General features: G+C 63.9%; 14 protein-coding genes. 7 read left to right on the top strand and 7 right to left on the bottom strand.

What is annotated here, in order from left to right:
• The 3 genes from ACIQ2E_RS08675 to ACIQ2E_RS08665 form a co-directional block, all read left to right on the top strand.
• The coding region (locus ACIQ2E_RS08675) for a uroporphyrinogen decarboxylase family protein (RefSeq protein ID WP_398329030.1) at positions 1-585 on the top strand (585 nt) is incomplete at its 5' end.
• Complete coding sequence (locus tag ACIQ2E_RS08670; RefSeq protein ID WP_398329028.1) at positions 582-1,586, top strand: NAD-dependent epimerase/dehydratase family protein; 1,005 nt, start codon at positions 582-584, stop codon at positions 1,584-1,586. The genes ACIQ2E_RS08675 and ACIQ2E_RS08670, both read left to right, overlap by 4 nt.
• A gap of 115 nt (positions 1,587-1,701) precedes the next feature.
• Positions 1,702-2,043: a c-type cytochrome gene (locus ACIQ2E_RS08665; protein ID WP_296444735.1), complete on the top strand. Its 342-nt coding sequence runs from the start codon at positions 1,702-1,704 to the stop codon at positions 2,041-2,043.
• Between the two features lie 227 nt (positions 2,044-2,270).
• Here ACIQ2E_RS08665 and ACIQ2E_RS08660 read toward each other — a convergent pair whose 3' ends face one another.
• The gene (locus ACIQ2E_RS08660; protein ID WP_398329024.1) at positions 2,271-2,483 is read right to left on the bottom strand and encodes a hypothetical protein; all 213 of its coding nucleotides are present in this window, start codon (positions 2,481-2,483) and stop codon (positions 2,271-2,273) included.
• Positions 2,484-2,515: 32 nt separating this feature from the next.
• Here ACIQ2E_RS08660 and ACIQ2E_RS08655 point away from each other — a divergent pair, with 32 nt between their 5' ends.
• Positions 2,516-2,899: a hypothetical protein gene (locus tag ACIQ2E_RS08655; protein WP_398329021.1), complete on the top strand. Its 384-nt coding sequence runs from the start codon at positions 2,516-2,518 to the stop codon at positions 2,897-2,899.
• Here the strand turns inward: ACIQ2E_RS08655 and ACIQ2E_RS08650 are convergent.
• Together ACIQ2E_RS08650 and ACIQ2E_RS08645 are read right to left on the bottom strand one after the other, a co-directional pair.
• A complete protein-coding gene (locus ACIQ2E_RS08650) occupies positions 2,881-3,564 on the bottom strand; it encodes a hypothetical protein (protein WP_398329018.1) in 684 nt (227 codons plus the stop codon). The two genes, ACIQ2E_RS08655 and ACIQ2E_RS08650, sit on opposite strands and share 19 nt — an antisense overlap.
• Positions 3,565-3,649: 85 nt before the next feature.
• Positions 3,650-4,615, bottom strand: coding sequence for a hypothetical protein (locus ACIQ2E_RS08645; RefSeq protein WP_398329015.1), 966 nt, complete (start codon positions 4,613-4,615; stop codon positions 3,650-3,652).
• 114 nt (positions 4,616-4,729) lie between these two features.
• On the opposite strand from ACIQ2E_RS08645, the gene ACIQ2E_RS08640 reads away from it, so the two are divergent.
• Together ACIQ2E_RS08640 and clpB are read left to right on the top strand one after the other, a co-directional pair.
• Positions 4,730-5,092: a hypothetical protein gene (locus tag ACIQ2E_RS08640; protein WP_398329012.1), complete on the top strand. Its 363-nt coding sequence runs from the start codon at positions 4,730-4,732 to the stop codon at positions 5,090-5,092.
• A 134-nt stretch (positions 5,093-5,226) separates the two neighbouring features.
• Positions 5,227-7,857 carry an ATP-dependent chaperone ClpB gene (gene clpB, locus ACIQ2E_RS08635; RefSeq protein WP_398329009.1) on the top strand — a complete coding sequence of 877 codons (2,631 nt, stop codon included), beginning with the start codon at positions 5,227-5,229 and terminating at the stop codon, positions 7,855-7,857.
• A 21-nt stretch (positions 7,858-7,878) separates the two neighbouring features.
• Here the strand turns inward: clpB and ACIQ2E_RS08630 are convergent, their stop codons facing one another.
• Genes ACIQ2E_RS08630 through ACIQ2E_RS08620 form a run of 3 tightly spaced genes read right to left on the bottom strand, consistent with a single transcriptional unit; the run spans position 7,879 to position 8,934 of the window.
• Positions 7,879-8,166, bottom strand: a complete 288-nt coding sequence (locus ACIQ2E_RS08630; RefSeq protein ID WP_398329006.1) for a 4a-hydroxytetrahydrobiopterin dehydratase — start codon at positions 8,164-8,166, stop codon at positions 7,879-7,881.
• Between the two features lie 31 nt (positions 8,167-8,197).
• Entirely contained in the window at positions 8,198-8,476 is a 279-nt protein-coding gene (locus tag ACIQ2E_RS08625) for a cupin domain-containing protein (protein ID WP_398329003.1), read from the bottom strand.
• An 8-nt stretch (positions 8,477-8,484) separates the two neighbouring features.
• Positions 8,485-8,934: a secondary thiamine-phosphate synthase enzyme YjbQ gene (locus ACIQ2E_RS08620; protein WP_398329000.1), complete on the bottom strand. Its 450-nt coding sequence runs from the start codon at positions 8,932-8,934 to the stop codon at positions 8,485-8,487.
• A gap of 92 nt (positions 8,935-9,026) precedes the next feature.
• On the opposite strand from ACIQ2E_RS08620, the gene ACIQ2E_RS08615 reads away from it, so the two are divergent.
• The gene (locus tag ACIQ2E_RS08615; RefSeq protein WP_398328997.1) at positions 9,027-9,461 is read left to right on the top strand and encodes a thiol-disulfide oxidoreductase DCC family protein; all 435 of its coding nucleotides are present in this window, start codon (positions 9,027-9,029) and stop codon (positions 9,459-9,461) included.
• Here ACIQ2E_RS08615 and ACIQ2E_RS08610 read toward each other — a convergent pair.
• Positions 9,435-9,872: a DUF2721 domain-containing protein gene (locus ACIQ2E_RS08610; RefSeq protein ID WP_398328994.1), complete on the bottom strand. Its 438-nt coding sequence runs from the start codon at positions 9,870-9,872 to the stop codon at positions 9,435-9,437. The two genes, ACIQ2E_RS08615 and ACIQ2E_RS08610, sit on opposite strands and share 27 nt — an antisense overlap.
• Positions 9,873-9,981: the final 109 nt, after the last annotated feature.

The raw sequence follows: 9,981 nt of genomic DNA, 5'->3' as shown, positions 1-9,981 counted from the left end.
AGCAGCAAGAACTACGCGGTGATCAAGGCCATGGCCTTCCGCGAGCCCGAGCTGCTGCACAAGCTTCTCGATCACTTCGCCGAATCGATCGCCGCCTACCTGCGCTATCAGATCGATTCCGGTGCCCAGGTGGTGCAGATGTTTGATTCCTGGGCCGGCCAGCTCAGCCCCGCCGACTACGACACCTTCGCGGCTCCCTACCAAAAGAAGGTGGTGGACCTGGTGAAGCAGACCCACCCCGACACCCCCTTCATCCTCTACATCTCCGGCAGCGCCGGCGAGATCGAGCGGATGGCCCGCACCGGCGTCGACATCGTGTCGCTGGATTGGACCGTAGACATGGCCGAGGGTCTGGCCCGCCTGCCAGAGCACGTGGGCGTGCAGGGCAACGTGGACCCCGGCCTGCTGTTCGGCAGCAAGGAGGCCATCCAGGCCCGCATCGACGACACCGTGCACAAAGCCCGGGGCCGAAAGCACATCCTCAACCTGGGCCACGGCATCCTGCCCGGCACACCCGAAGAGAACGGCCAGTTCTTCTTTGAAGCCGGCAAGAGTGTGATGGAGCGCATCGGAGCCGCCGCTTGAGCGGGCTGGCGGCGCCAGCCCGGATCCTGATCACCGGCGCCTCGGGCTGCGTCGGCCAACACATCGCCGAGCAGCTGCTGCGCGAAACCGACGCCCAGCTGCTCCTGTGGCTTCGCGATCCGGCCAAGCTCACGGCCGTGCCGGCCGATCACCCGCGCATCACGCTGCTGGTGGGTGATCTACGGGATCCGGAACCCCACCGCGACCAGATCGCCTCAGCCAACCGCATCATTCACACCGCCACAGCCTGGGGTGATCCCGAGCGTGCCCAGCAGGTGAATGTGGTGGCGGTGAAGCAGATGTTGGCCGCTACCGACCCTGCCGTGCTGGAGCAGGTGGTGTATTTCTCCACCGCCAGCATCCTCAATCGTGATCTGGAGCTGCTGCCGGAGGCCATGGCCTACGGCACCGAATACATCCAAACCAAGGCCCAGTGCCTGCAGCAGCTGGAGCAGCATCCACTAGCCGAGCGGATTGTGGCGGTGTTCCCCACCCTGGTGTTCGGCGGTCGGGTGGACCGCAGCGGCCCCTTCCCCACCAGTTACCTCACCGAAGGCTTGAAGGAAGGTGCTCGATGGCTATGGCTCGCCAAGTGGCTGCGGGCGGATGCCTCGTTCCACTACATCCACGCCGCCGACATCGCCCGGGTGTGCGTGCATCTGGCCACCACCGCCCATCACCCCAATCCGGAACCCGGCCAGGGTGCGGTGCGGCGCCTGGTGCTGGGTCAGTCGGCGGTCACGGTGAACGACACCGTGAAGCGCCTTTGCCGCTGGCGCCGTAGCTGGCTGCCACCTGTGGGGGTTGATCTGCAGGGATGGCTGATTGAAGGCCTGATCAAACTGCTACGTATTGAGGTGAATGCCTGGGATCGCTTTTCGATCCGTCAGCGGCACTTTGTGCACGAGCCGATCAGCCCACCGGAACGCTTTGGCCTCGTCAGCCACGCCCCCTCACTGGAAGCGGTGTTCGAAGACGCCGGACTGCCCCACCGGGGTTGACGCGAACGCCCGCCAACCCTGCCAGGAGAGCACGTTTCAAATGTTGCGAACCTCTGCAGCAAGGCTCACATCCGGAACGGTGGCCTTCTAATTTGGCCAGGTTGCACGAGCTCCAATGCGCCGTCTTCTCTCTGCTATTGCCCTCTGCCTGGCGCTGGTGCTGGGTGCTGCCCCCAGCTTCGCCGCTGACGCCGATCACGGTGCTCAGGTGTTCTCTGCCAACTGCGCTGCTTGCCACATGGGCGGCGGCAACGTGGTGAACGCTGAGCGCACCCTCAAGAAAGATGCCCTCGAGGCCTACCTGGCTAACTACAGCGCTGGCCATGAAGAGGCCATTCAGTATCAGGTAACCAACGGCAAAAACGCCATGCCCGCCTTCGGTGGCAAGCTCAGCGCCGATGACATCGCCGATGTGGCTGCCTATGTGGAGTCGATGAGCCAGAAGGGCTGGGCTTGAGTCTCTGAGCCCATTCAGTCGATCCAAAGCCGCCCAGCAAGGGCGGCTTTTTTATGGGCAAATTGGCTTGTCAGCGGCAAGACCAAGCGCCATTGTGAATAGCACAGCCATGAACACCATGCCGGGATCCCCGCAACGGCCCACACCTGCGGCAGCCTCGATGCAGCAAGCCGCCGCCGCTGCTCAATTTCTGCGTCAGTCGGCGCTGCCGGCCATTGCTCCGCTGATCAGCTGGCCGAAAGGGCCCGCCGCTCGTTGAGCACGTCGAGATAAAGCGTCTCGTCGATCTCGCGGATGTCGTACTCACTGGGCAGCACACCATGGATGTGCCGGTGCACCACCAGCCAGCAATTGCGTTCCGGATCGCTGGCGGTGCCATCAAATGCAAACGACTCCTCAGCAAGTCGCCTCAGCAGTTCCACCCGTGATTCCTGATCCATCCGCCACACTGGGGCCGCACTGCAGCGCCATCATGGCGATCACGTCCCACCACCTGGGCAAACTGGCACTGCCGCTGCTGTTGCTCGGCGGCAACGCGCTTGCTCAACCGGCAGCCAACGATCCAGCGTTGCAATTGATCCGTGGTGGTGGGACGCCAGCCGTATTCAAACCTGGCCAGCCGATCCTGCCGGCCAGCAGTTGCCCAGCGATCGTGAGCGCAGGCAATGTGCAACCGATGCGTTTGCCCCCCTCGGAGGTAGTAGCCAAGAACAAGCTCGGCTGCCTCTCACCCAACGACGCCATCTACGGAAACGATGGTTGTCCGAAGCGGCTGTGTGGTGAATCCAGTGGAGCCGTCCCCCTGCCGTATGGAGGGGGATCAGCCAGCAATCAACCTCAGCTGCCTGAGCCGTAGGCCACCTGGCACACAGCATTGAGCAGCTGGGCCTGATCAGATGTACCTGGCACTTGGCCATTGAGCAAGCCCTGCTGGCAGTTGGCCGCACCCATCAAGCTGCTGCCATCCACGTTGTAGTTGAAGCTGACGCCATAGCTGCCCACACCCTCCACCGAGCCATAGTTGAGCTCATAGCTGGTGTCGGGCACCACGATCACGGTTGAGCTGTTGTCCGAAGCGGCATCCACCAAACCAGTGATGGCAGCACCGGTGGCCAGGCCAGCAACACCCCAGGCGGCAGCGTTGGCACCCCACCAGCCCCAACCGCCCCAACCGTTGTACCAACCGTGGTTCCAGGGGCGGCTGTTCCAGTAGCCGCCATTGCGCCAGTTGTCGTTCCAGCCGTTGTAGTCACGGCGGTAGAAGTTGTTGTTCACGTTGACCCGGTCGTTGTTGAAGCTATCGCGGGTGCCCGCTCCATACATCGGGTGATCACCCTGATAGCCCCGCTGCAAGTCGTTGTTCTGGAAGTGATAGTGACCGCCGCCCCAGCTGCGGCCACCACCACCACCACCACCATGCCCGCCGCCACCGCCGCGGGCGTGAGCCAGCATTGGCGAGGCGATGGCGCCAAGCAGCAACGCAACGAGAAGAGCTGCGGAGGAGCGTGAAGATCGACGCATGAAACGAAGCTGGCAAAACCAGCACAACAACCCCCGAATCGTGACCAGCCAGGCTGCAGTTGTGGAGCGAAGTGTCACACAACCATCAAGAGGGTTGTTGAGCACGCTTGAACAGCGCGTAGCCACCGAAGCCGATGCCAGCGCCCAACAGGAGCACCAACCACTCGCGCTCCGCTGGCGAGGGAGACCACAGCCGTGGCAGCGGACTGCCCTTCGGATCAGGGCCATAGGCCACCTGGCAAGCAGCGTTGAGCAGCTGAGCCTGGGCAGCAGTCGAGGGCACCTGGCCATCGAGGAGCCCCTCCTGACAGTTGGCCCCACCCTGCACCGGCGGGCTGCTGGCCACGGAATAACTGAAGTTGGCACCGCTGTTGCCCACGGCGTCAACCGTGCCGTAATTGAGTTGGTAATTGCTGTCGGGCACCTCAATCACCGGCGACTGCTGATCACTGGCGTTGTTCACCAAGTCGGTAATCAATGCTCCGGTAGCCAACCCCGCGAGGCCCCAGCCTGCGGAGTTGTTGCCCCACCAGCCCCAGCTATCGGGCGTCCAGTTGTACCAGCCATAACTCCAGGGGCGATCACCCCAATAACCACCGTTGTTCCAGTTGTTATTCCACCCACCATTCCAGCGCTTGTTCCAGTTGTTGTAGCCCCAATTGCTCCCCCGCCAGTTGTTGCCTCCCCATTGATTGCCGCGCCAATCACCCTGATTCCAGTTGCGATTGCCCCAGCCCAGGCGGTTGGCATCAAAACGATCACGGCCTCCATTGGTGGCACGGTTGTAGTCATCACGGCTGATGTTGTGGCGCAGAGCCGGGGTACGGCTGCCGCCGCCATAGCTGTGGTGGTAGCCATCCGCCGGGCGATCAGCTCCACCGCCACCGCCGTGATAGCCACCACCGCCGCCACCACCTCCATGAAAACCGCCGCCGCCGTGGCCACCACCACCACCGCGCGCCAGTGCGGTGGACGGCACCAGCAAACCCAGCAGAAGGGCGGGCGCGAGTACCCACGCACAACGGCGTCGGAGCGAGGCGGATCCGGTCATGGCTGCAAGGTTCAGCACTGAGGCAGTGGTACCAGTTGAGTAACGGGCTGCGTCATGGAGGCTGGCGAACCTGCAGCAGATCGCCACACTCAAGGGTTGTCGATCTTGCTTCTGATGCTGCTGAAACCTCTGCGCTTCTGCGTGATGGCCTTGGCTGCAGCTGGCCTATCCGCAGGTGCCAGCTCGGCCCAGGTGAGTGATTCGAACGTTCGCGCGGTGAACGCGGCCCGCAATTGGGCGATCAATCAAAACGGCGGCCTATCGGTGTATCGCCCGGCCGATTGCATGTTCCAAACCAACACCGGAGGTGGTGCCTGCCTGATCGAGACCAACAGTCAGGGCTACACCTTCCGCTTCCTGGGCGGGGCACCGGGCTGGCAGCAGCAAGGCTTGGCGCCCAACACCGAAACCGTGGTGACGGTGTCACCGGATGGACGCACGATCACCAACGTTGGCTACAACGGCTCACCTCGCTGACGGTTTACCGGCAGGGCGGGTCGGCCCACACACCCGCTGGGAGGAGGACCGTCTGATGCGATTCGGTTCTCCTCCCTCCCTGAGGCCAAAAGCTCCATACGGTTCTGACAACCCACCCAGTGAGGGAGGTCTTCATGCATCCAACCGCCGAGCTGTTCACTGAAAAAGCCTGGGGCGCCGTTGTCGCCGCCCAACAGCTGGCGCAGCAGCGCCGCCAGCAGCAGATGGAGAGCGAGCACCTGTTCGCGGCCCTGCTCAGCCAGCAGGGACTGGCCGGGCGGATCCTTGAGAAAGCAGGGGTGGATGTGGGCACCCTCAGCCAGCGTGTGGATGCCCATATCGCCAGCCAGCCCAGCCTGAGCGCCCCGCCCGACAACGTGTACCTGGGCAAGGGGCTCAACAGCGTTCTAGATCAAGCCGATCAGCTCAAAAGCTCCTACGGCGACAGCTACATCGCCATCGAGCACCTGCTGCTGGCGCTGGCGATCGATGATCGCTGCGGCAAACAGCTGCTCTCCCAGGCCGGCACCGATGCCGCCAAGCTCAAAGACGCCGTACAGGCGATCCGTGGATCCCAAACCGTGACCGACCAGAACCCCGAAGGCACCTACGAATCGCTCGAGAAATACGGGCGCGACCTCACACAGGCCGCCCGCGACGGCAAGCTCGATCCGGTGATCGGCCGCGACGAGGAGATCCGACGCACGATTCAGATCCTCAGCCGCCGCACCAAGAACAACCCAGTGCTGATCGGTGAACCGGGCGTGGGCAAAACGGCGATTGTGGAGGGCCTCGCTCAGCGCATCGTGAATGGCGATGTGCCGCAGGCGTTGCAGAACCGTCAGCTCATCGCCCTCGACATGGGCGCCCTGATCGCCGGCGCCAAATACCGCGGCGAGTTCGAAGAGAGGCTCAAGGCTGTGCTCAAGGAGGTGACCGCCTCCGAAGGTCAGATCGTGCTGTTCATCGATGAGATCCACACCGTGGTGGGCGCCGGCGCCACCGGCGGTGCCATGGATGCCAGCAACCTGCTCAAGCCGATGCTGGCCCGCGGTGAACTGCGCTGCATCGGCGCCACCACCCTCGATGAGCACCGCCAGCACATTGAAAAGGATCCCGCCCTGGAGCGGCGCTTCCAGCAGGTGTTCGTGGATCAGCCCACAGTGGAAGACACCATCTCAATCCTGCGCGGCCTCAAGGAGCGCTACGAGGTGCACCACGGCGTGCGCATCGCCGACAACGCCCTGGTGGCCGCCGCAGTGCTCAGCAGCCGCTACATCGCCGATCGCTTCCTGCCCGACAAGGCGATCGATCTGGTGGATGAATCGGCCGCCCGCCTGAAGATGGAGATCACCTCCAAGCCAGAGCAGATCGATGAACTCGATCGCCGCATCCTGCAGCTGGAGATGGAGAAGCTCTCCCTCGGCCGTGAATCCGATGCCGCCAGCCGCGACCGGCTCGAGAGGCTGGAGAAGGAGCTCGCCGATCTGAGCGAGCAGCAGAGCACCCTCAACGCTCAGTGGCAGAAGGAAAAGGGCTCGATCGATGAACTGGGCTCGATCAAAGAAGAGATCGAACAGGTGCAGCTGCAGATCGAGCAGGCCAAGCGCAGCTACGACCTCAACAAGGCCGCCGAGCTCGAATACGGCACCCTCGCGGGCCTGCACAAGAAACTCGCGGCCAAAGAAGAGGAGCTCAGCGCAGGCGGAAGCGACAAATCCCTCCTGCGCGAGGAGGTCACCGAAGACGACATCGCCGAGGTGATCGCCAAGTGGACCGGTATCCCGGTGGCCAAGCTGGTGCAGAGCGAGATGCAGAAATTGCTGCACCTCGAGGATGAGCTGCACACCCGCGTGATCGGCCAGGCCCAGGCCGTGACGGCCGTAGCCGATGCCATCCAGCGCTCCCGCGCCGGCCTCAGTGATCCCAATCGCCCAATCGCCAGCTTCCTCTTCCTCGGCCCTACCGGTGTGGGCAAAACCGAGCTCTCAAAGGCCCTGGCCTCACAGCTGTTCGACAGCGATGAGGCGATGGTGCGCATCGACATGTCGGAGTACATGGAGAAGCACGCCGTGAGCCGCCTGATCGGAGCGCCTCCGGGCTACGTGGGCTACGAGGAGGGCGGACAGCTCACCGAAGCGGTGCGTCGCCGGCCCTACGCCGTGATCCTGTTCGACGAGGTGGAGAAGGCCCACCCTGATGTGTTCAACGTGATGCTGCAGATCCTCGATGACGGCCGCGTTACCGACGGCCAGGGGCGCACGGTGGATTTCACCAACACGGTGCTGATCCTCACCAGCAACATCGGCAGCCAGTCGATCCTCGATCTAGCGGGTGATCCAGCGCGGCATAGCGAGATGGAAGCGCGGGTGAATGACGCCCTGCGCGGCCACTTCCGGCCTGAATTCCTCAATCGGCTCGATGAAACAATCATCTTCCACAGCCTCAAACAGGAGGAACTGCGGCAGATCGTGGAGCTGCAGGTGCAGCGCCTGGCCAAGCGCCTGGAGGAGAAGAAGCTGGGGCTGCAGCTCAATGCCGACGCCCTCGATTGGCTGGCCGGGGTGGGCTACGACCCGGTGTATGGCGCTCGCCCCCTGAAGCGCGCCATCCAGCGCGAGCTGGAAACACCGATCGCCAAGGGCATCCTCGGCGGGCAGTTCACCGGCGGCCACACCGTGGCCGTGGATGTGGAGTCCACCGGTGAGAAGCAGCAACTGCGCTTCCAGCAGATGGATCCCAGCAAGCTGCCAGTGCTGGTGTGAGCGCCAGGTGTGCAGCTGGGCTCAGCCCACCAGCGCGTCGATCCGCTGAGCCAGCTGCACATCAAAGTTGGAGAGGCCGCCTGTGTCGTGGGTGGTGAGCTCGATCACCACCCGGTTCCACACGTTGCTCCACTCCGGGTGATGGCCCATCGCCTCCGCCACCAACGCCACGCGGCTCATAAAACCGAACGCCTCCACAAAGTCGGCAAAGCGGAGCTCACGGCGCAGCTTGCCGTTCACAAGGCTCCAGGCCGGTAGCTGTTCGGGCAGGGCCTGGATCTGATCGGCGCTGAGGGGAATGGCAGCCATCGGCTCGTGTCACGGGCGCCGCCAGCCTGGCTCAACCGAAGCGGTAGTGCTTGCGCACCGGAGCGTGCACATCCCAGGAGCAGCTGAGGCCAGCGGCAAACACCACCAGATCACCAGCGCCAAAGCACACCGCCTCACCGCCCTCAGGCGTCACCGTGACATCACCCTCGAGCAGCAGACAGGTTTCCTGCTCGTGGTAGGTCCAGGGGAAGCGGCTCACCCCACAGCTCCAGATCGGCCAGCCAGCCACCCCCAGTTGCTCCAGCTGCTCAGAGCCAGGGTTGGACGTCACGGTGATCGGGCTGGTCATGGATGAGGTCATTCCCCAATGAGATGCAGGCTGAGCTGGCGCTGATGCGCACGAGCTCGGTGCTCCCAGAGATACACCGCCTGCCAGGTCCCCAGCACCAAGCGACTGCGATCAAACGACAAGCCCAGGCTTGTGGTGGTGAGCGCCGTGCGGATGTGTGCAGGCATGTCATCGGCGCCCTCATCGTCGTGGGCATAGCGCTGCAGATCGCCATGGCCGCAGAGGGAACGCACCCCTGCCTGGGGCACGAGGGCACGCAGGTAGGTGGTGAGATCCCGCAGCACGCGCGGGTCGGCGTTCTCATTCACCGTGAGCGAGCAACTGGTGTGTAAAACGACCACTTGGACGATGCCCTGCTGCAGGCCGCTCGCCGCAATTTCGCGATTCAACGCTGCCGTGAGATCGGTGAAACCCTCTCCGCTGGTCTGAACAGCGAGCCTGGTGAGGTGCTGTCGCATCACGCGAGGCTGTCGTTACCGGTGAACCGTACTGGGCGCAGTCCCCGCTGGCCAAGGCGTTGTGGGTACGTTAAAGCCTGTGGCTGAAGCCCATGAGCAGCACACCCAGCCCAGAGCTCACCCTCCTCTACGACGGAGGCTGCCCGCTCTGCCTGCGGGAAGTGTCCTTCCTGCGCCAGCGGGATCAACGGCTGCACCCCGGCGCCACCCGGCTGGCATTCGTGGATATCGATGCTGCCAACTACAACCCCGCGCAACACAGCGGCATCAGCTATCGCGAAGCCATGGGCCGCATCCACGCGATCCAGGCCGATGGCACGGTGCTACGTGATGTGGAAGTGTTCCGGGCGGCCTACCGGCAGATCGGGCTGGGTTGGCTCTACGCCCCCAGCGCCTGGCCGGGGCTACGTCAACTCGCCGACATCGCCTATGGGCTCTGGGCCCGCTGGCGCTTACCGCTGACCCGGCGCCCTGATCTGGATCAACTCTGCAGCTGCCGCTCAGAAGCGACGTCGCATCATCCGTGACGCCAAGCGGGTGTCGAGTAGCAGCAGCAGCAAGCCCGCAATCAAGGCCAGCATCGCCACCACAAACAGCGGCACCACAATCGCCGCCAGATCCACCACAGCGATGGCGCTGATGAAGGTCACGGCAACCACCGCCGACACGAGCACACCTGTGATCGTGACGCTCTCGATCGCCCGCGACAGCAGACCCATGCGCCGCCGCAACAGCCGCATGTCCTGACCGTCCATAGCCGGCCCCTGGATCGCGCTGGCACGATCCAGCACCCGCGCCAGCCGGTTGCTGATCACCCCCAGCACCCCGGCAATCGCCGTGAGCAGAAACACGGGCGCCACCGACAGCTGAATCGCCTTGGCCAGGCCCATCACCGGCGCTCCGGCCTGGGGGGCAGCAATCAGAGCCAGGAGCGTCATGCGATGGGGGCCAGAGCCGTGGCCTCACTCAAGCGACACCAGCAGGAACTGCCAAGCTGCACCCAGTGCGGGCACGGCCATGACGCTGATCGACAGTGTTTACCAAGGA

The organism is Vulcanococcus sp. (assembly GCF_044369115.1).
Taxonomy (GTDB): Bacteria; Cyanobacteriota; Cyanobacteriia; order PCC-6307; family Cyanobiaceae; genus Vulcanococcus.
Note: the sequence above shows the minus strand (reverse complement) of the source record. Positions and strands in the feature narration are given on the sequence as shown.

What these genes read in the sequence shown, in the direction of transcription:
- ACIQ2E_RS08665 (WP_296444735.1), top strand. Translation starts at nt 1,702, where the DNA reads ATGCGCCGTCTTCTCTCTGCTATTGCCCTCTGCCTGGCGCTGGTGCTG.
- ACIQ2E_RS08660 (WP_398329024.1), bottom strand. Translation starts at nt 2,483, where the DNA reads ATGGATCAGGAATCACGGGTGGAACTGCTGAGGCGACTTGCTGAGGAG.
- ACIQ2E_RS08655 (WP_398329021.1), top strand. Translation starts at nt 2,516, where the DNA reads ATGGCGATCACGTCCCACCACCTGGGCAAACTGGCACTGCCGCTGCTG.
- ACIQ2E_RS08650 (WP_398329018.1), bottom strand. Translation starts at nt 3,564, where the DNA reads ATGCGTCGATCTTCACGCTCCTCCGCAGCTCTTCTCGTTGCGTTGCTG.
- ACIQ2E_RS08645 (WP_398329015.1), bottom strand. Translation starts at nt 4,615, where the DNA reads ATGACCGGATCCGCCTCGCTCCGACGCCGTTGTGCGTGGGTACTCGCG.
- ACIQ2E_RS08640 (WP_398329012.1), top strand. Translation starts at nt 4,730, where the DNA reads ATGCTGCTGAAACCTCTGCGCTTCTGCGTGATGGCCTTGGCTGCAGCT.
- clpB (WP_398329009.1), top strand. Translation starts at nt 5,227, where the DNA reads ATGCATCCAACCGCCGAGCTGTTCACTGAAAAAGCCTGGGGCGCCGTT.
- ACIQ2E_RS08630 (WP_398329006.1), bottom strand. Translation starts at nt 8,166, where the DNA reads ATGGCTGCCATTCCCCTCAGCGCCGATCAGATCCAGGCCCTGCCCGAA.
- ACIQ2E_RS08625 (WP_398329003.1), bottom strand. Translation starts at nt 8,476, where the DNA reads ATGACCAGCCCGATCACCGTGACGTCCAACCCTGGCTCTGAGCAGCTG.
- ACIQ2E_RS08620 (WP_398329000.1), bottom strand. Translation starts at nt 8,934, where the DNA reads ATGCGACAGCACCTCACCAGGCTCGCTGTTCAGACCAGCGGAGAGGGT.
- ACIQ2E_RS08615 (WP_398328997.1), top strand. Translation starts at nt 9,027, where the DNA reads ATGAGCAGCACACCCAGCCCAGAGCTCACCCTCCTCTACGACGGAGGC.
- ACIQ2E_RS08610 (WP_398328994.1), bottom strand. Translation starts at nt 9,872, where the DNA reads ATGACGCTCCTGGCTCTGATTGCTGCCCCCCAGGCCGGAGCGCCGGTG.